Genomic DNA, 17,812 nt, shown 5'->3' with positions numbered 1-17,812 from the left:
CTGTCGTGGCGTCGCTGTTCGAGCAGTCCCGGCCGGAAAACGGGGGCTCTCGCCCCACCGGGACGGCGTCGACAGGCCAGTCGGGGCGCCCTGTTGCGTTCATAGTCGAGATATACTCCTAGAACTGGTAATACTTGGGTCCGGAGTACGGGTCGCTGGGGAGCGTGCCGGCGCTGACGAGAAGCGCAGTGGTCACGAAGAGAGCGACCACCGGAGACAGCGCGTAGACCCGGCACCGTCGCGGGTTAGAGTGCGCTCGTTTGAAGAGATTGGTCCGTGCTACGACGGCGGAGTGCGAGATTTGAGGGTTCGGGGGAACCCCCGCTTTGCTCGCGGCTTCGCCGTTCGACTGTTCGACGAATCCCGTTACCGCGATTCGCCTACATCATGCCGCCCATGCCGCCGCCCATACCGCCGGGGGCGCCGCCTGGGCCGCCGGGGCCGCCCTCGTCCCCGTCACCGGAGGTCGAGAGGTCGCCCGCGGCGATGATGTCGTCGATCTTGAGCACGAGGTTCGCGGCTTCCGCAGCCGAGGAGATGGCCTGTCGCTTGGCGTGGGCCGGCTCGACGACGCCGGTTTCGAGGGTGTCCTCGACGTCGCCGGTGAAGACGTTCAGGCCGGCGCTGACCTCGCCGTCCTCGTGGGCGGCCCGCAGGTCGACCAGCGTGTCGATGCCGTCCAGGCCGGCGTTTTTCGCCAGCGTGCGCGGGACGATTTCCAGCGCGTCGGCGAAGGCCTCGACGGCGAGCTGTTCGCGGCCCTCGACGCCGTCGGCGAAGTCGCGCAGCCGCCGCGCGACCTCGACCTCGGGGGCGCCGCCGCCGCCCAGGACCTGGCCCTGCGTGACGGTGGCGGCGACGACGTCCAGCGCGTCCTGGACGCCGCGTTCGAGCTCGTCGACGACGTGGTTGGTCGAGCCCCGCAGCAGGAGGGTGACGCCGTGGGCGTCCTCGTTGGAGCCCTCGACGTAGAACAGCCCGTCGGCCTCGTCACGGCGGACCGACCCGTGCCCGAGGTCGGCTTCGCTGGCCGAGTCGAGGTCCGAGACGACGTTGGCGCCCAGGACCTCCTTCAGGAACTCGATGTCGGACTTCTTGGCCCGCTTGACGGCGAGGATGCCCTTCTGGGCGAGGTAGTGCTGGGCCATGTCGTCGATGTTCTTCTGGCAGAACAGGACGTTGGCGCCGGTGGCCTCGACCTGGTCGACCAGTTCCTTGAGCTGCTCCTCTTCCTTGTCGAGGAAGTTCTGGAGCTGGCTCGGGTCGTCGACCGAGAGCTGGGCGTCGACCTCGGTCTCCTCGAGTTCGATGGCGGTGTCCATCAGGAGCACCTTCGCGTCGTCGACGCTGGTCGGCATCTCCTCGTGGACGGGGTCCTTGTCGACGACGGCGCCTTCGAGCAGCTCGGACTCCCCGGCGGCGCTGCCAGTCTGTGTCTCGATGTTCAGGTATTGGAGGTCGACGACGTGCTCGCCGTCCTCGGTCTCGACGGTGACGGCGTTGACCGCGTCGACGATAATCTGTGCGAGCAGTTCCTTGTTGAGCTCGGCGCCCTTGCCGGTCATCGAGGTCTCGGCGACCTTCCGGAGCAGGTCCTCGTCGTCCGGGTCGACCTCGGTCGAGATGTCCTCGACGGCGGCCTTGGCCTCCGTCGCGGCCAGGTCGAAGCCCTTGATGATGGCCGTCGGGTGGATGTCCTGGTCGAGCAGGTCCTCGGCGTTTTTCAGGAGCTCGCCGGCGATGGCGACGGCGGAGGTGGTGCCGTCACCGGCCTCGTCCTCCTGGGTCTCGGCGACCTCGACGATCATCGAGGCCGTCGGGTTGTCGATGTCCATCTCTTGGAGGATGGTGACGCCGTCGTTCGTGACGGTGACGTCGCCCGTCGAGGAGACGAGCATCTTGTCCATCCCCTTCGGCCCGAGTGTCGAGCGTACGGACTCGGCGACCGCTCGGGCGGCCGAGATGTTGTGTTCCTGCGCAGACTTGTCCTTCATCCGCTGGGAGTCCTCTCCCAGGATGATCATCGGCTGGCCCTGCATCTGGCGCTGACTCATAATCAACTGATTGATTGTCTGTGGTTCTATATAAAAGTAGGGGTTATCGGGCCGAGCGGACTGGCGTCAGGGAGCCCGTCACTGACCCGAAAACCGCGACACTACGGCCGGACCGACGGGAACCCGTGTGACAGCATATCACAGTTCGGGGTCCCCGGCGGCGTCGTTTTAAGTACTCACTCGACGGGTTCCTTCCAGTTGACGACGGCCGTCCCGACGATGAACGCGTCGTCGGTGTCCCGGTCGCGCCGGAACTGGAGGGTGTTTTCCCCCTGCTGGAGCTGCGTGTCCGCGACGGTGTCCATCCAGTACTGCCACCCCTCCCCCGGCGCGATGTCGAAACCGGTCAGTTCGGTCCCGTTAATCCGTATCTCGTGGCTGAACTCGCCGACATCGTACACCTGCATCTCGACGTACGGTTCGACCGGCGCGTCGGTCGGGACGGTGAACGTGACCTGGTCGGTGCTGTCGCCGGAAAACTCCGCCCACGACACGTCGAGCGAGTCCGCCGACGGGCCGAGGAGTTGCTGGAACGAGCAGCGAGCGTAGTTCGCGCGATGTGACATACCGGAGCGTCGGAGCGCTGGCAGATAAAGGACGGTGGCGCTAGCAGGAACAACCGGACGCAAGTGACGCTGTGATCGGCCAGGAAAGCCACGTCAGCAGTGGATGCTGACAGCACTGCGAACAGCCAGAAAGCCCCCAACTACTCACAACGGAAGCGACGAATCCGTCAGCAACAGCTCAGTACAGCGGGTCGGGGCCGGGCGGCATCGCACGCTTGTGCGCGCTGGACTCGTACATCTCCCGGACCTGGTCGACGACGCTGGGCGGGACGCCGATGTGGTCGGCGGTGGCGTCCTTCGGCACGCCGCCGTCGATATGCAGCGCCAGAATCGAATCGAGCGTGTCGTAGGTCATCCCCATCTCGCCGGCGTCGGTCTGGCCCGACCACATCTCGGCGCTCGCGGTCTTCTCGGCGAGGTCGTCGGGGACGTCGACGTGTTTGGCCAGCTGTCGGACCTGCTGTTTGTACAGCCCCGCGATGGGGTGACAGTCGACGGCGCCGTCGCCGTACTTCGTGTAGTACCCCACCAGCGCCTCGCTTCGGTTGCCGGTCCCCAACACGAGGGCGTTCTCGTGGTTGCCCACGAGATAGTTCAGGACGGCGCGACAGCGCACCCGGAGGTTCCCCACGGCGAGCTGGTCGCCCTCGGCGTCGGGGTAGGCGTCGAGGAAGGCGTCGACGAGCGGATTGATTTCGATGACGTCGTAGTCGATGCCCAGCAGGTCGTTGGCGACGCGTTCGGCGTCGCTCATGTTGTCGGCCGCGTTGACCTCGCTGGGCATGACGAGCCCGTGGACGGCCTCGGCCCCCAGCGCTTCGACGGCGAGGTGGGAGACGAGCGTGCTGTCGATACCGCCCGACAGCCCCATCACCACACGGTCGACCCCCGCGGCGTCGAGCTGGTCCTCGATGAACGCGGTGATGTGCTCGCGGTGCGCCTCGAGTTCGGCCTCGGAGAAGGTGAGGTCGAGCGGGTCCGTCGCTCGCATGACGGTTTCGGCGTCAGCCATACCGAAACCTGGGCCGCAGCCGACAAATAGCCACCTGTCGGGGCGGTATTTTCGGACGCGCGTCCAGTGACCCGGCCGGTTTCGGCCCCAGTGTCCACAGCGGCCGAAACGCTACGTTCAAGTGCGCGCCGTGTGACGTTTCGGGTGAAGCGCGCCGTTGGTCCAGTGGTAGGACATAGCCTTCCCAAGGCTAGAGCCCGGGTTCAATTCCCGGACGGCGCATTTCCTGCGGTCGTTTGCCGTCCGATGTTCGCAACCGCACAGCGGTTGCTCACTCCCGGACGGCGCATTTCTGCGAGAAACGGACGCGACGAGCGAACTCGTCCGCGGGAATTGAAGCACGGCAGACCGAGCGAAGCGAGGTCTGGCATCGGGTTCAATTCCCGGACGGCGCACTCCCGGCGGCCGTCTACCGTCCGATAGTCGCGACCACGCAGCGGTTGTTCACGCCTGTCGACGGAACGGGCGCCCGCCCAGTTAGGAGTGCTTAAACATATCTAGACGGGAGATTTATGCCAAATAACACCGCACACGGTAACTACACTCATGGTAGGCTGTGACAACTGCAACGACGAATCGGGCCAGCTCTGGAAACACCGGCGACCGACCGAGACGATGACGTTTCGGCGCGAGGAGTGGCTCTGTGGTGGCTGTCATCCGCGGATACCCGAGAGGAGTGTCCGAAGCGGGGCCTGACCCGCACATTCTTGTGGCAGAGTAGCTAACCAGTTAGGCATGGACCGCGGGCAAACCGTCCTCGTCTGTGGGGACGGCGAAGAGTGGGTTGCGGAGACGGCGGCGGGTCTCGACGGCACCGAGGACGGACTGGACGTCCGGACGGCGACCGGCGGGACGGCCGCCGAGTCGGTCGGCAGTGTCGACTGTGTCGTCAGCCTGGTGTTCGACCTGCCCGACTTGGTGACGGCCCTGCGGGCGGAACGGCCGACGCTGCCGGTGGTGGTGTTCGCCGACGGGAGCCCGGAGCGCGTTCGCGAGGTACTGGCCGACGAGACGCTGGCGTACGTCCGGCCGGGCGGCGACGCGCAGTACGACGTGCTGGCCCACCGCATCGCGTCGGTGACGAGCGAGAACACCCCGACGGCGATGGGGGCGTTCGACCGCCACAGCGAGGTCATCGACGCGCTCGACGACGGGGTGTACGCCCTCGACGACGAGGGGGAGTTCGTCTTCGCCAACGAGGCGCTGGCGGAGCTGACGGGCTACGACATCGAGGAGCTGTTGGGCGAACACACCATCCTCATCAAGGACCGCGAGACGGTCACGTTCGCCGAGTCACAGCTCCGGGAGTTGCTCTCGTCGTCGGGCGGCGACGATGTGGAGACGACCTTCGAGCTGGAGCTTCGGCGAGCCGACGGACAGACCGTCGCCTGTGAGGACCACATGACGGTGTTGTACGGCCCCGACGGCGACTTCCGCGGGACGGCGGGCGTCATCCGGGACATCTCCGAGCGCAAGCGCCGCGAAGAGCTGCTCTCGGCGCTGCAGGAGACCTCCAGGAGCCTGATGCAGGCGCCGAGCCGCGAGGCCGTTTCGAGCATCGTCGCCGCCGCGACCGAACGGGTGCTCGGACTGGAGATGGCCGTCGTCCGGCTGTACGACGCCGACGAGGAGGTCCTCCGGCCGGAAGCGGCCACCGACGCGGTCGTCGAGACGCTGGGTGAGCGGCCGGTGTACAGCCTCGAAGAGGGGGAGGCGGGGGAAGTGTTCGCCTCCGGCGAGACGGCGAACTACGGGACGACCCACGAACTCGACGGGAGCGGGACGACCGTCGGCTCGGGGCTGTACGTGCCGGTCGGTGTCCACGGGACCCTGAGCGTGTTCTCGACCGACGAGGACGCCTTCGACGACATCGACCGGCAGGTCGTCGCGCTGCTTGCGACCAACGCCGCGGCCGCCTGCAACCGCGCGAAGCGCGAACAGGAGGTCCGGGAGACCAGAGAGCGCATCGCGACCGTCCTCGACCGCATCAACGGCCTCATCGAGAACACCGTCGAGGTGCTGGTCGAGGCGACGACGCGGGAGGCCGTCGAGGCCGGCGTCTGTGCGGAACTCGCCGCGACGGAGCCGTACACATTCGCCTGTATCGGCCGTCCGGCGGTGCGGGGCAGTCGCCTCGACGTCAGCGAGTGGGCCGGCGAGGCGACGCTGGCCGAGGAGTCGCTGGCGCTCGACGACGGCGCGCCGGGCGCGACGGCGCTCGCCGAGGGCGACAGCGAGATAATCGACGACCTCGGCGCGGTCGACAGCGAGTGGGTCTCGCGGGCACGCGAGGCCGGCGTCGAGTCGCTGATGGCCGTCCCGCTTTCCTACACCGACTCGACCTACGGCGTGTTGTTCGTCTGTTCGGACCGCCCCGACGCCTTCGACGACCGCGAACAGGTCGTCCTGGAGGCGCTGGGGCGGGCCGTGGCCAACGCCATCAACGCCATCGAGAGCGGGAAGATACTGTCGGCGGACAAGGTAATCGAGCTAGAGTTCACCGTCAACGACCGGGAGCTGCTGTTGAGCCGGCTCTCGGCGTCGACCGATGCGGTGTTGACCTCTGTCGGGACTGTCACGCAGGCCGACGGCTCGCTGCGGATGTATCTCGACGCCGAGGGCGGCGAGAGCGAGGCCCTCCTGACGGCGCTCGAAGACGACAGCGCCGTCCGCAGCGCGACGAAGGTGGCGGAACACGAGGGGTCGGCGCTGTTCGAGGTCACCACGGGGGAGTCGCTGCTGGCCACGCTGGTCGACCACGGCGCGGTGCCAAAGGAGATAACCGGCGAGAGCGGCGTCACCCGCTACACCATCGAACTCCCCTACGAGGGCGACGCCCGCGAGGTGTTCTCGCTGGTCGAGGACAACTACGACGGCACCGACCTCGTCGGCTATCACGAGCACGAGCGGCCGGTCCAGACCCAACAGGAGTTCCAGGCCTCGCTCTCCGAGCGCTTTACCGACCGACAGGAGACGGCGCTGCGGACCGCGTATCTCGGCGGCTTCTTCGACTGGCCCCGCGAGGTCGACGGCGACGAACTCGCCGAGGCGATGGATATCTCCCGGCCCACCTACCACCAGCATCTCCGGGCCGCACAGCAGAAGGTGTACGAGGAGTTGTTCGAGTAGCGCGAGGTTCTGAACGCAGTGAAGAACCTCCATGCGGAACGGCGACCGCCGGAGCCGTGGGGCGTGCGACGGGGACCGAACGTCAGGGCATCCCGCCCAGCCCGAACGAGGACAGCAGGCTGGTCACCAGTCCGTAGACGACCAGCCCCAGCCCGCTCACCACCAGCGCGAGCCCGGCGGCCAGAATCAGGCTCTCCCAGGCGACGAGACCGATACCCGCAAACAGGACGACGATGCCGGCGACGCCGGCGACTCCGAGTTTGTCAAGCATACCCGAGTTCCGACCGTCGGTCGAAAAAGCCCGTCGAAGGGCGTCGGGTCCGGGCGGCAGGGCAGCCACACGGGACAGTGGCTCAGCGCGGCTGCGGTGCCGCGCTGAAGCGCCGCTAATACTCGAAGGCGGTGTCGATTGACTGGGCGGCGGCGACCATCTCCGAGACGGCGTCCTGGCGGCGCAGCAGCGTCATCGTGTTGCCGGCCACGTCGAAGGTGCCGTCCATGACGGACTCGGAGACGTCGAGTTCGCCCGAGAGCAGGTCGACCCAGGCGTCGTAGGGGCCACGCATGGCGAAGTCGTGGTCGGCGTCCGCCGCAGCCAGCGCCGCCTCGGTGCAGGCGCCGTCCGCGAGCCTGACGAGGAAGCGAACGGGGTCGCCGTCGTAGCGGTCGTCGGCCCGTATCTCGAACAGAAAGGTCGCCTCGAAGTCGGCGGCGGCGGCCGCAAAGTCCTCCCGGTCGTTGATGCGGCCGCGCCACGTGTCGGCCCACGCGGCGGCGTCAGCCGGCAGTGTCAGTGTCATTGACAGCCGTTCTGTTGGCCGGGTCTTGGGCCTTTTGACATCCCGCCGACCCATCGAGCGGGCGCCACACGCAATCGTACAAAACTTAACCCTCCCGGGACCGAACACCCGCGTATGAGTGACAACGAGGGCCGGAAGGACCTGCGGATGCCGGACGACAGCGAGGTGTTCGCCGTCGTCACCAACATGCTCGGGGCGAACCGCGTGAAAGTGCGCTGTATGGACGGGGTGGAACGCACAGCCCGGATTCCGGGCAAGATGCAAAAACGCATCTGGATTCGCGAGGACGACGTGGTCCTCGTCGAGCCGTGGGACTGGCAGGACGAGAAGGCCGACATCACCTGGCGCTACGAGAAACAGGACGCAGACCAACTCCGCGAGGAGGGACACATCAAGGAGTAGCGCCGAATGCACCGCGCCACAGCGTCGACGGGTGACCGGACGTGACAGACAGCGATTTCGGGCTGCTCGAGACCGACGAGGTCGACGGCGTCGGCGACGAGTGGGAGGAGATAGATGTCAGCGACACCGACGCCGACCGGATCGCCCGCAAGCGCGACCGGGAGTTCAGCGAGTTCCGGGAGCGGATCAAGGACGCCGACCAGTTCAAGGTCGAGGCCAGCGTCTTCGACGACGCCACCTACGGCGCGCTGTACAAGCTCGTCCAGGACGGCCACATCGACGCCTTCGGGGGCCCGATTTCGACCGGCAAGGAAGCCAACGTCTACACCGCGCTGGCGGGCAGCCAGGCGCGTGGCGCCTCGGACGGGGAGAGCGAGGAGCCACAGGGCCACGAGGTCGCGGTCAAGGTCTACCGCATCAACGCCTCCGACTTCAAGGACATGCGCGGCTACCTCGACGGCGACCCGCGCTTCGAGGGCATCGGCTCGGACAAGAAGAAGGTCGTCACCGCGTGGGTCCGCAAGGAGTCCTCGAACCTCAAGCGCGCCCGCCGGGCCGGAGTGCGGACGCCGGAGCCGATTGCCGTCGAGCGCAACGTCCTCGTCATGGAGTATCTGGGCACCGAGGCGGGGCGGGCCAAGCGGCTCAGCGAGGTCCACATCGAGAACCCGGACACCGCCTACGAGGTCGTCAAGGAGTACCTCCGGCGGCTCTACGACGCCGGGCTGGTCCATGGGGACCTCTCGGAGTACAACATCGTCTTCCACGAGGGACAGCTGTACATCATCGACCTCGGGCAGGCCGTCACCGTCCACCACCCCAACGCCGACGACTTCCTCGAACGGGACTGCCGCAACGTCGCGAACTTCTTCGCCCGCCAGGGCGTCGAGACGACCCCCGAGGAGCTGCTCGCGTACGTCCGCGAGTACGCGACCCCCGACGACAGCGAGGGCACCGCGCCCGGCAGCGACGACGACGCCGTCCCGCAGGGGACGCTCGAAGAGCAACGGGAGTGAGCGGGCAGCGGCTCCGCGAGGGTCGTGGGGCCTGTGGTCCCGCGGGAGGGAGCGTTTGCGAACAGTCGCAAGGGAGACGGTTTTCTCAAGGTTTAATGTCCGGCCTGCGATAGCCATCCACATGAGTACGGCAACGAAAATCGTCTTGGGTACCATCGCTATCGCCGCACTGCTCTCGGTCGCCATCGTCGCGAACCTCGTCGTGTTCTCGGCGTAGATGTTCAGCGAGCGCGCCCTCGACGGGGACGTGGCCGCTGTCCGTGACGCCTACGCGCCCGAGACCGTCGTCCTGAACAGTGCGACGGACTTCGAGACGCTGGACCCCGGGGCCGCCGAGGACCTGCTGTTGGTGACCGACTCGGTCGACCCGCTCGCGCTCGACCCGTCGTGGGTCCCCGAGAGCGCCCCGGACCAGCTCCATCGCTACGCCGGGAGCGACTTCACTATCGGGCTGCCCGGCGACGGCGGCGTCGCCTGGACGACCCAGACCGAGCCGGCCTGTGTCATCGTCAAGCCCCGCCTCGAAACGTCCCCCGACGCCTTCGTGGACTTCCTCGTCGCGGAGGCCATCGTGGAGGCGAGCCTCGGCGAGCCCGAGCAGTTCATCGAGTTCTTCGGCGACCGGTATCAGGAGCTCGCAGCGCTCACCGACTCCCGGCTGGGCCCCAGCGGCACCTACCAGCTCGCGGTGGCGCTGTACGACGCCTACCTCGGGCGACAGACGCGGGCGGCCTTCGAGACGTGGACCGAGGACTACCCCGATCTGCACGACGCCTGGGTCGACGCCGGCGAGCGCCTGAAGCCCCGACTGTCGGACCTGCCGACGGAGCTGGCCCAGGGCCGGACCGACTTCGCCGCCGCCGCGGAGCTGGCCTGTAGCGCCGTCAAACACGGACTGGAGATTCCCGCCCCCTTCGCGGCGCTGGACACCGCGGCCTACGACGACCACGGGGCCGACTACGCCGTCCGGTGGGCCGAGAAGACCTTCGAACAGCTGGAGTAGGTCACTCCTCCGGCGGCTGGAGGGTGAAACTGACTTCGGCGTCGAGTGCGTCGATGCGATAGGTGTACGTGCCCGGATAGTTGATTCGGACAGCCGCCCGCTCGACCTGTGTCGCCCCGCCGGCCGGAACGGTCTCGCGGTACGAGATATCGAGGTCGACGGGGTCAGCCCCGACGGGGCCGACCGTGACGGTATCGGTGACGACGCTGCTGTCGCGGTCGCTCAGGTTCCGGAACTCGAGCGTCCAGTCGAACTCCTCTGCGGCGGCGGCGTCGTCCGGGAACTCGGCGATGGCCATCTCGACCTCCCCCTCGCCGAGCGGCTCGACGAGTTCGGCGGCCACCTCGGTCGAGGTCGAGGTTCCGTAGTTCTCGGAGTTGACGACCACCTCCGCGGTGTAGCTGCCCAGCTCCCAGTCAGCGGTGCCGAAGCTGAACCAGGCCCGGCGGCTCACGCTGTCGCCGTCGGCGACGATGTCCACCTCGTTCGTGGAGGTGTCGAGACGGGTGCCGTCGGCGTCGAAGATACGCGCTTCGGCGAGTCCGCGGGCGCTGCCCCCGCTGGCCGGGAGGTCGTACTCCACGCCGACGACGAGCGGGGCGCCCCGACCGACGCTGTCGACATCGCCGAGGGAGTCGTACTCCCCGCGGTCGAGCAGGAGTCCCGCGTCGGTCACGGTCGGCGCCGGGTCGGGCTGGGGCGTTCCCCGTTCGGTCGGTGTCCCGTCGGCCGCCGTGTCCCCGTCTGGCGTCTCCGTACTGTTTCCCTCGCTACAGCCGCTGACGGCCGCTACGGTTGCGCCCAGCGCGGTGAGATACGTTCGCCGGTCCATGGTGGGCCGGGCTTGGCCGCGGTATCGTACTTAAATGTACGTTCTCAGAGTCGTTCCAGCACGGCGTCGGCGTCGTAGTTGAGCGTCAGCTGGCGCGAGCGGCCGCGCCCCTCCACCTCGGTGTAGTCGGCGTCGATGATGCCGAGCTGGTCGAGCTTGTTGATTATCTCGGAGTAGCGGGTGTAGCCCAGCCCGCTTTTGTCGTTGAACGCGTCGTAGATGTCGCCGGCCTGCTTGCCGTCGTGGTCGGCGATGACCTCGACCAAGGCCCGCTCCGAGTCCGACAGTTCCCGCAGTCGGCGCGAGAGGTGGACGTACTTCGATTTGTCGTAGGCCGATTCCACGTCCTCCAGTTCGACGGAACGGGAGGCGCGCATCTCGGCGTTCATCCCGGCCCGCCGGAGGAGGTCGATACCGACCCGCAGGTCGCCGCCCTGCTGCTCGGTGAGTTCGGCCACGCGGTCGAGCACCGTGGGTCCGACGACGCCCTCGTTGAAGCCGCGCTCGACCCGCTCGTCGAGGATGTCGACGATCTCGGCCTGGCCGTACTTGTTGAAGTAGACCTCCTCGGGGCGGAAGACGGACTGCACGCGGGTGTCCAGTTCCTCGATGACGTCGAGTTCGAGGTCCGAGGAGACACAGATGACGCCGACGCGGGCGCCCGAGTGGGCCTCGTGTGCGCGCAGCAGCGAGTACAGCGTGTCGCTGGCCTCCGATTCGTAGAACAGGTAGTTCACGTCGTCCAGCGCCACGACGAGCACCTCGTCGCGCTCGACGAGCTTGTCCGTTATCTGGGAGAAGAGCTTCTTGAACGAGATGCCCGAGGAGGGGGGCTCGTAGTCGAATATCTCCGCGAACAGGCGGGAGAAGACGGCATAGCGCGTCGAGTCGACCTGGCAGTTGACCCGCACCGCCTGGACGTCAGTCTGGGCGGTCAGCTCGTCGAAGAGTATCTGGGTCGAGGTGGTCTTGCCGGTGCCGGGCGGGCCCCGGGCGATGACGTTCAGCGGACGGGACCCGCGGACCGCCGGACGGAGCGCGTACTTCAGCGTCTCCATCTGCGTCTCGCGGTGTCTGAACGTCTCCGGTACCCAGTCTATCTCGAAGACGTGTTCGTCCCTGAAGACGGACTCGTCCCACCCGAGCATGTCCTCCTCAGGATTGTCGCTCATCACTTTCACCGAGCTTCGCTGCCCACTTAACCATTTGCCACCGAACGAGAACGTGGCGCTGATGGGGGGCAGCGGGGTCCCAAGGAGCCGGGCCTGCCGTCCGGGCAACGTCGTCTGCGCGAGGAATGCGTGGCGTCGGTCCCGCGGGTCGCTCACCGGGTCGTTTTGGAAGAATCAACCGCAGGGAGATTCCTCGGTCTGCTCGCGGCTTCGCCGCTCGCTCATCCGAGGGATTTCGCTTCGCTCAATCCCTCGCACTACTCGAACTTCTCTAACAGCCCGCCGTAGAACCCGTCGCCGTCCTCGGCGAGTTTCTCGACGATGAGCTCCGGGGTCGAGCGGGCCAGCTCCCCCTTCACCGGCGAGCGGTTGACGCGCAACTCGCCGTCGACGAGCCCCTTGGCCTGGATGCCGTCGACGGAGAGGTCGGCCTCGGCGGCTTCGAGGATGTCCTCGGCGAGGTGGGAGACGAAGACGCCGGCGGCCTCCCGCTCGGCCAGGGATTCGAGGATGCCGGCGATGATGGTCGCCGCGGCGCCGGGCTCCGTAATCGATTCGAGTTCGTCCACGAGTACGAGGACGGGGCGGTCGGCCGTTATCTCCGTGACGAGTTCGCCGAAGTCCCTGAGAGTGGTCTCGAAGGCCCCGGCGTCGAGTGTCCCCTGCGTCTTGGCGTGGTAGTGGAGTTCCGAGATACGTCCGACTCGGGCCGATTCGGCGGGGACGGGCAGCCCCATATGGGCCAGCGTGGTCACCAGCGCCACGAGGTCGAGCGTCGAGGTCTTGCCCCCGCTGTTGACCCCCGAGAGGACGGTGACGCCGTCGACGCCGTAGTCGATGGGTTCGACCTCGTCGAAGGGGACATCCAGCAGGGGCGACCGGCCACCCTCGATGGCGAAGCCCGGCTCGTCGGTCAGTTCGGGCATCGTGCAGTCGAAGTCGGTGGCGAAGCGGGCGACCGCGAGCTCCACGTCGAGTTCGAGCGCGGCCTCGACGAGCGCCTCGGCGTCCGGCCGCAGCGCCGCCAGGTCGTCCGCGAGCTCCCGCTTGCGCTGGGTCGCCCGCCGGTCACGCGCTGCCGTCAGCTCCTCGCGCAGCCGCGAGACGACGCGCTCCTCGCGTTCGACGGGGTAGGTAGGCTCGTCGGGGAACGCCCGGCGGGCCATCGACTCCGTCTCCCGGAGGTCGAGCGCGTCGACGAGGTGGTCTCGGGCCCGGGAGACGGCGGCGGCGTACTCGTCGGCCAGCTCCCGGTCGAGCAGCGAGTCCACGCCCGCGCCGCGTTCGACCAGCGACAGCAGGTCCGTCCCCTCGATGGTCACGTCCCGCTCCTCGATGGCCTCCCGAAGGTAGTCGTTGGCGACGCTCTCGGCGGTCGAGACGGCGGCGTCCAGGTCGTCGACTGCCGTCGAGAGCCGGTCCAGTTCCTCGTCGCCCCGGACGCTCCCGTCGGCGTCGAGCTGGTCCAGCGCGTCGTCGAGCGCGTCGAGGTCACAGGGCGGTTCGAGGGCGGCCGCGCGGTGGACCGCGATGGCCGCCCGCACCGCGTCGCGGTTCCGGGCGAAGAACGTGAGCACGCGCTCGGGGACGACCGAGGCCGGCTCCTCCAGCGCGTCTGGTTCGACGCGTACGTCCCCCTCGACGTCGACGCCGGCGAAGGCCTCGTCCAGCACCACCACGGTCGCGTACGAGCGGGCCAGTTCGGCGAGCTGGCGGGCGTCGTCGACGAGTTCGACGCTCACCTCCGGAATCGCGGACTGGGCGGCGGCGTAGGTCTCGGCGTCGCCGGTCGCCAGACAGCGGTCCCGGACCCGCACGTCGCCGGGCTCTGCGAGCGGTGCCACGCCGGCGAGGGCCTCGCGGACCGCGGGCGTCGGCTCGCGGGCGAGCGCCCGCTCGGTGAACGCGCGGACCTCGTCGATGCGGCTCCGGGCGCCGCTGGGATACAGCGTCTCCAGGCGCTTGGCGCCGTAGTCGGTGACGGTGCGCTCCTGTAACAGGGAAAGCGCCGTCTCGTACAGCTCCCGGGCCCGCGGCGTGGCGGCGAAGCCGCCGGGGTCGTCGTGTTCGGCCCGAATCGCGCCCCGGGCGATGTGGGCGGCCCGCCCCTCGCTGATGCCCGGCGCCCGCGAGAGCGCGGCCACGTCGCCCTCGCTGAGTGCGCGTTCGGGGTCGTCGAGTTCGCGCAACGCCTCGGCCGTCTTCGCCCCGACCCCCGGTACCGATTCGAGCTCCATCTGTCGGGCCATTCGCGGCCGACGAGAAAAAACCTCGCGTGACGGGCGCCAGTGGAACGATTCGTCGGTGTTCGCTGCCGTGAGCGTCGGACTGACGGGCAGTGGATGCGAGGGGGTGCCGCCGAGCGCGGGATAATATCTATTTCTAGACAGATAGTTTAAGCGGGCGGCCGACTGAGGGCCCGCATGGCACGACGACCGACGAGGCGCGAATATCTGCTATCGCTGGGCGTCGCCGGCGGGGCAGGGCTCGCGGGCTGTAACACGACCGAGACGGGGACGCCGTCGGGGACCGATGCCGGCACCGCGACATCGTCGGGACCCGAGACGCCGACCGAGGGACCGACCGACCCCCCGGAGGAGACGCCGGAGCCAGGGCCCATCGACGAGGCGACGATAAGCGGGTGGCCGATGTTCGGCGCCGACCCCGCGCGTACCCGGGCGGCGGCCGGGGAGACGGGGCCCACGGCGCCCGTCACCACGCGGTGGGAGTTCCGGGCCGACAACATCATCGCGACGTCGCCGGCGGTCGTCGACAACACGGTCTACGTCGGGAGCTACGACGGGAACGTCTACGCCGTCGACGCCGCCGAGGGCACCGAGCAGTGGCGCTTCGGCGCGGGCACCGTCGTCCAGTCCTCGCCGGCGGTCGTCGACGGCACCGTCTACGTCGGCAGCGACGACGGGCACGTCTACGCTATCGACGCCGCCGAGGGCACCGAGCAGTGGCGCTTCGAGACGGGCGACGCCGTCCAGTCCTCGCCGGCGGTCGTCGACGGCACCGTCTACGTCGGCAGCGACGACAGGCACGTCTACGCTATCGACGCCGCCGACGGGACCCAGCAGTGGCGCTTCCGGACCCGGGGGCGCGTCCAGGCCTCGCCGGCGGTCGCCGACGGCACCGTCTACGTCGGTAGCCTCGACCAGCGGGCGTACGCGCTCGACGCCGCCGACGGGACCCAGCGGTGGGAGTTCGGGACCGGCCGCTACGTCTACAACGCGCCGACGGTGGCAGACGGACTCGTCTACATCAGCACGACGAATCGGACCGAAGGGACGCTACACGCGCTCGACACCGCCGACGGGACCCAGCAGTGGCGCTACCAGAGCTATACCCCCCACGGACCGACGGTCGCGGTCGCCGACGGCACCGCGTACCTCGGGACCAGCCACGACAACATCTTCGCGCTCGACGCCGCCACCGCCGGCGAGCAGTGGCGATACCGGCCCGGCGACTGGCTGATGGCCGAGCTCAGCGTCGTCGGTGACACCGTCTACGCCGGCTGTGGCGACGGGAAGGTCCGTGCGCTGGCGACCGGCGACGGCGCCGAGCGCTGGACCGTCGACACGGGCAACATGATTCGGTCGCCGCCGGCGGTCGTCGACGGCGTCGTCTACGTCGGGAACTACAACGACACGCTCTCGGCCATCGCGGCCGAGGACGCCTAGTCGTCGCCCACGGCCCGCTCGCCGGCCGGGACGGCCCCCGACGCGTCGACCGCGAACGCGAAGGCGTTTTGGCCGTTGGCCGAGTAGCGTGGCCCATGACTGCTGTCGCCGAGACCGTGTGTGAGGACCTCGCCGCCCGGGACGGTGTCCTGATAGCCTTCTCCGGGGGCGTCGACTCCAGCGTGGTGGCGGCGCTGGCCCACGACGCCCTCGGCGACGACGCCGTCGCCTGTACCGCCAAGTCCGAGACGCTGCCGGCCGCGGAGCTCGACGACGCGGTGCGGGTCGCCGAGGAGATAGGCATCCGCCACGAGCTCGTGGAGTTCTCGGAGCTGGACAGCGACGATTTCGTCGCCAACGACGACCAGCGCTGCTATCACTGCCGCTCGATGCGGCTGGGCGCGATGTACGACCGCGCCCGCGAACTCGGCATCGACGTGGTCTGTGACGGCACCAACGCCTCCGACGCCGGCGAGGGCCACCGGCCGGGCCTGCGCGCCGTCGAGGAACTGGACGCGTACTCCCCGCTGCTGGAACACGGTATCGCGAAAGACGAGGTCCGGGAAATCGCTCGCGAGTACGACCTCTCGGTCGCCGACAAACCCTCGATGGCCTGTCTCTCCTCGCGCATCCCCACGGGGCTGGACGTGACCGAGGAACGCCTCTCCCGCGTCGAGAAGGCCGAGCGCCTGCTGCGAACGTGGGGATTCGAGCAGTTCCGGGTCCGGGACCACGACGGGCTGGCCCGTATCGAAGTGGGGGAAAGCGAGCTGGAGGCCGCGCTCGACCCCGACTTCGTCCGTGCCGCCCGCGACCACATTGAAGACTGCGGGTTCGACCACGTGACGCTGGACCTGCACGGCTATCGGACGGGAAGTGTCAGTCCGGCGGACGAGCAGCGAGGCGAGGACGTGGTGAGCGACGTGTTCGGCCAGGAGTATCCGAGCGCGGAGTAGTGAACCAACTGCCAGCCAACCACAATTTCTCGTCTCTGACTGTAGCCGTTTTCGACTTCCCCTATCTGTTGAACGTAGATTGTTACAGTGTTCTACACCGTAAAATTAGTCTATCAAAGACGGTAGTATATATGTTATCGTGTATTAATTGTATTTTTCACAGTAAGTTTTAAATAACATTCTATCTCATAATGTAATTGCAATGTCCGATAAGGGCAAGAGTTATCGACGACAGTTCATCAAAGGTCTCGGAGTCGGTGCAGCGACTGTTACGGTTCCTGCAGGTTCGGCGTTTGGCCGACGTCGCCAAACTTCGAAAAAGCCAGAAGAGATCTATAAAGAAGCACTAGAACTGCGAAAAGAGACCGGCGACAGCGAAAAGTTCGACGAGTACCTGAAAGAACGCGGATTCAAGGGTTACAACACTAGTGCAACCAAAGAGGTTCAGCCCACGAAAAGCGACTCGGAGAAAGAAATCGACCGCGAAAGCTACGACCTGACTAAATGTCATGGTGATCTCGACCTCTACACGTATGAGTCGACAGACGACGCGTGGTGTGATTTGGAACTAACGATTCACGAAGACGGATATGCGGGGGAAGCCGAGCCACCTAACGACGTTATTGGTCTGTACTGGCCGACCGATCACTTCGACCGGGTGCCCGAAAGTGAGTACGGCTATCCGCTTACGTACATTTACACGCCGACGGATAACCCGACGAAGGGAGACATCAGTGGAAATGGTGTCGCAGTCGAATATGACGATGTCGCTCACAACGAGGACAACGCTGGTGACCCAGTCGGTGACGGATGGGAGGTGACGGTCGGTTGTAATATGAACATTGACGACGACGATGTCGAAACGCGTCGGATATTTGCAGACTGGACCCACACGCGTTCTATCGCCAACCTAGAAGGTATCAGTAATATAGGCATTAGCGCCGCCGGCCTGAGCGTCAACCTCGATACTGGACAGAACAAGGACAACGCCGTCTGGGAAGCCAAAGAGGAGTAATCAGTCGCGCTGTGTATAATCAAAATGATTTCGTTTGGGTATAGTTTGTGGATAATCTGCGTACAGAAGTGAGTCGCTAGTTCGGTTTTACACCGCATCGGATTCGTCGCTGAACACATCATTTGTCACAAGCTGAACAACAAGCGCATAGATGACAACAAAGCTGTAA

The 17,812-nt window shown here is 67.0% G+C and carries 16 protein-coding genes and 1 tRNA gene; 9 read left to right on the top strand and 8 right to left on the bottom strand.

Going from position 1 to position 17,812, the window contains the following annotated elements; genetic code table 11:
- Positions 1 to 380: 380 nt before the first annotated feature.
- From thsB to NJQ98_RS13465, 3 genes are all read right to left on the bottom strand, one after another.
- Positions 381 to 2,054: a thermosome subunit beta gene (gene thsB / locus NJQ98_RS13475; RefSeq protein ID WP_348533576.1), complete on the bottom strand. Its 1,674-nt coding sequence runs from the start codon at positions 2,052 to 2,054 to the stop codon at positions 381 to 383.
- Positions 2,055 to 2,230: 176 nt separating this feature from the next.
- On the bottom strand, positions 2,231 to 2,620 hold the full coding sequence (locus NJQ98_RS13470) for a DUF7383 domain-containing protein (protein ID WP_262179536.1): 390 nt from the start codon (positions 2,618 to 2,620) through the stop codon (positions 2,231 to 2,233).
- A 178-nt stretch (positions 2,621 to 2,798) separates the two neighbouring features.
- On the bottom strand, positions 2,799 to 3,632 hold the full coding sequence (locus tag NJQ98_RS13465) for an NAD+ synthase (RefSeq protein WP_262179534.1): 834 nt from the start codon (positions 3,630 to 3,632) through the stop codon (positions 2,799 to 2,801).
- A gap of 151 nt (positions 3,633 to 3,783) precedes the next feature.
- Here NJQ98_RS13465 and NJQ98_RS13460 point away from each other — a divergent pair.
- Together NJQ98_RS13460 and NJQ98_RS13455 are read left to right on the top strand one after the other, a co-directional pair.
- A tRNA-Gly gene (locus tag NJQ98_RS13460) sits at positions 3,784 to 3,854 on the top strand.
- A gap of 513 nt (positions 3,855 to 4,367) precedes the next feature.
- Positions 4,368 to 6,761: a bacterio-opsin activator domain-containing protein gene (locus NJQ98_RS13455; protein WP_262179532.1), complete on the top strand. Its 2,394-nt coding sequence runs from the start codon at positions 4,368 to 4,370 to the stop codon at positions 6,759 to 6,761.
- A gap of 82 nt (positions 6,762 to 6,843) precedes the next feature.
- On the opposite strand, the gene NJQ98_RS13450 is transcribed toward NJQ98_RS13455, so the two are convergent.
- Both NJQ98_RS13450 and NJQ98_RS13445 read right to left on the bottom strand, forming a co-directional pair.
- On the bottom strand, positions 6,844 to 7,032 hold the full coding sequence (locus NJQ98_RS13450) for a DUF7470 family protein (RefSeq protein ID WP_262179529.1): 189 nt from the start codon (positions 7,030 to 7,032) through the stop codon (positions 6,844 to 6,846).
- Positions 7,033 to 7,147: 115 nt separating this feature from the next.
- Complete coding sequence (locus NJQ98_RS13445) at positions 7,148 to 7,561, bottom strand: SCP2 sterol-binding domain-containing protein (RefSeq protein WP_262179527.1); 414 nt, start codon at positions 7,559 to 7,561, stop codon at positions 7,148 to 7,150.
- 114 nt (positions 7,562 to 7,675) lie between these two features.
- Here NJQ98_RS13445 and eif1A point away from each other — a divergent pair, with 114 nt between their 5' ends.
- The 4 genes from eif1A (at position 7,676) to NJQ98_RS13430 (ending at position 9,982) form a co-directional block, all read left to right on the top strand.
- A complete protein-coding gene (gene eif1A / locus NJQ98_RS13440; protein ID WP_220588516.1) occupies positions 7,676 to 7,963 on the top strand; it encodes a translation initiation factor eIF-1A in 288 nt (95 codons plus the stop codon).
- 41 nt (positions 7,964 to 8,004) lie between these two features.
- A complete protein-coding gene (gene rio1 / locus NJQ98_RS13435) occupies positions 8,005 to 8,979 on the top strand; it encodes a serine/threonine-protein kinase Rio1 (protein WP_262179523.1) in 975 nt (324 codons plus the stop codon).
- Positions 8,980 to 9,100: 121 nt separating this feature from the next.
- A complete protein-coding gene (locus NJQ98_RS19150) occupies positions 9,101 to 9,196 on the top strand; it encodes a hypothetical protein (RefSeq protein WP_431357503.1) in 96 nt (31 codons plus the stop codon).
- A complete protein-coding gene (locus tag NJQ98_RS13430; protein WP_262179519.1) occupies positions 9,197 to 9,982 on the top strand; it encodes a DUF7089 family protein in 786 nt (261 codons plus the stop codon).
- Position 9,983: 1 nt separating this feature from the next.
- Here the strand turns inward: NJQ98_RS13430 and NJQ98_RS13425 are convergent, their stop codons facing one another.
- The 3 genes from NJQ98_RS13425 to NJQ98_RS13415 all read right to left on the bottom strand — a co-directional run bounded on the left by NJQ98_RS13425 (position 9,984) and on the right by NJQ98_RS13415 (position 14,223).
- Positions 9,984 to 10,814 carry a hypothetical protein gene (locus NJQ98_RS13425; RefSeq protein ID WP_262179516.1) on the bottom strand — a complete coding sequence of 277 codons (831 nt, stop codon included), beginning with the start codon at positions 10,812 to 10,814 and terminating at the stop codon, positions 9,984 to 9,986.
- A gap of 44 nt (positions 10,815 to 10,858) precedes the next feature.
- Positions 10,859 to 11,986 carry an ORC1-type DNA replication protein gene (locus NJQ98_RS13420; RefSeq protein ID WP_262179514.1) on the bottom strand — a complete coding sequence of 376 codons (1,128 nt, stop codon included), beginning with the start codon at positions 11,984 to 11,986 and terminating at the stop codon, positions 10,859 to 10,861.
- Positions 11,987 to 12,243: 257 nt separating this feature from the next.
- Complete coding sequence (locus NJQ98_RS13415) at positions 12,244 to 14,223, bottom strand: MutS-related protein (RefSeq protein ID WP_262179512.1); 1,980 nt, start codon at positions 14,221 to 14,223, stop codon at positions 12,244 to 12,246.
- A 186-nt stretch (positions 14,224 to 14,409) separates the two neighbouring features.
- Here NJQ98_RS13415 and NJQ98_RS13410 point away from each other — a divergent pair, with 186 nt between their 5' ends.
- The 3 genes from NJQ98_RS13410 to NJQ98_RS13400 all read left to right on the top strand — a co-directional run bounded on the left by NJQ98_RS13410 (position 14,410) and on the right by NJQ98_RS13400 (position 17,643).
- Complete coding sequence (locus NJQ98_RS13410) at positions 14,410 to 15,672, top strand: outer membrane protein assembly factor BamB family protein (protein WP_262179510.1); 1,263 nt, start codon at positions 14,410 to 14,412, stop codon at positions 15,670 to 15,672.
- A 95-nt stretch (positions 15,673 to 15,767) separates the two neighbouring features.
- The gene (gene larE, locus NJQ98_RS13405; RefSeq protein WP_262179507.1) at positions 15,768 to 16,628 is read left to right on the top strand and encodes an ATP-dependent sacrificial sulfur transferase LarE; all 861 of its coding nucleotides are present in this window, start codon (positions 15,768 to 15,770) and stop codon (positions 16,626 to 16,628) included.
- Positions 16,629 to 16,830: 202 nt separating this feature from the next.
- Positions 16,831 to 17,643 carry a twin-arginine translocation signal domain-containing protein gene (locus NJQ98_RS13400; protein ID WP_262179505.1) on the top strand — a complete coding sequence of 271 codons (813 nt, stop codon included), beginning with the start codon at positions 16,831 to 16,833 and terminating at the stop codon, positions 17,641 to 17,643.
- Positions 17,644 to 17,812 lie beyond the last annotated feature (169 nt).

Source organism: Haloarcula laminariae, from assembly GCF_025457605.1.
Classification (GTDB): domain Archaea; phylum Halobacteriota; class Halobacteria; order Halobacteriales; family Haloarculaceae; genus Haloarcula; species Haloarcula laminariae.
The sequence above is the reverse complement of the archived record's forward strand: the minus strand, read 5'-3'. Positions and strand labels throughout refer to the sequence as shown.

Excerpts from the sequence above, each read along its gene's own strand:
- thsB (WP_348533576.1), bottom strand. The coding sequence starts at position 2,054 with ATGAGTCAGCGCCAGATGCAGGGCCAGCCGATGATCATCCTGGGAGAG.
- NJQ98_RS13470 (WP_262179536.1), bottom strand. The coding sequence starts at position 2,620 with ATGTCACATCGCGCGAACTACGCTCGCTGCTCGTTCCAGCAACTCCTC.
- NJQ98_RS13465 (WP_262179534.1), bottom strand. The coding sequence starts at position 3,632 with ATGGCTGACGCCGAAACCGTCATGCGAGCGACGGACCCGCTCGACCTC.
- NJQ98_RS13455 (WP_262179532.1), top strand. The coding sequence starts at position 4,368 with ATGGACCGCGGGCAAACCGTCCTCGTCTGTGGGGACGGCGAAGAGTGG.
- NJQ98_RS13450 (WP_262179529.1), bottom strand. The coding sequence starts at position 7,032 with ATGCTTGACAAACTCGGAGTCGCCGGCGTCGCCGGCATCGTCGTCCTG.
- NJQ98_RS13445 (WP_262179527.1), bottom strand. The coding sequence starts at position 7,561 with ATGACACTGACACTGCCGGCTGACGCCGCCGCGTGGGCCGACACGTGG.
- eif1A (WP_220588516.1), top strand. The coding sequence starts at position 7,676 with ATGAGTGACAACGAGGGCCGGAAGGACCTGCGGATGCCGGACGACAGC.
- NJQ98_RS19150 (WP_431357503.1), top strand. The coding sequence starts at position 9,101 with ATGAGTACGGCAACGAAAATCGTCTTGGGTACCATCGCTATCGCCGCA.
- NJQ98_RS13430 (WP_262179519.1), top strand. The coding sequence starts at position 9,197 with ATGTTCAGCGAGCGCGCCCTCGACGGGGACGTGGCCGCTGTCCGTGAC.
- NJQ98_RS13425 (WP_262179516.1), bottom strand. The coding sequence starts at position 10,814 with ATGGACCGGCGAACGTATCTCACCGCGCTGGGCGCAACCGTAGCGGCC.
- NJQ98_RS13420 (WP_262179514.1), bottom strand. The coding sequence starts at position 11,986 with ATGAGCGACAATCCTGAGGAGGACATGCTCGGGTGGGACGAGTCCGTC.
- NJQ98_RS13415 (WP_262179512.1), bottom strand. The coding sequence starts at position 14,223 with ATGGAGCTCGAATCGGTACCGGGGGTCGGGGCGAAGACGGCCGAGGCG.
- NJQ98_RS13410 (WP_262179510.1), top strand. The coding sequence starts at position 14,410 with ATGGCACGACGACCGACGAGGCGCGAATATCTGCTATCGCTGGGCGTC.
- larE (WP_262179507.1), top strand. The coding sequence starts at position 15,768 with ATGACTGCTGTCGCCGAGACCGTGTGTGAGGACCTCGCCGCCCGGGAC.
- NJQ98_RS13400 (WP_262179505.1), top strand. The coding sequence starts at position 16,831 with ATGTCCGATAAGGGCAAGAGTTATCGACGACAGTTCATCAAAGGTCTC.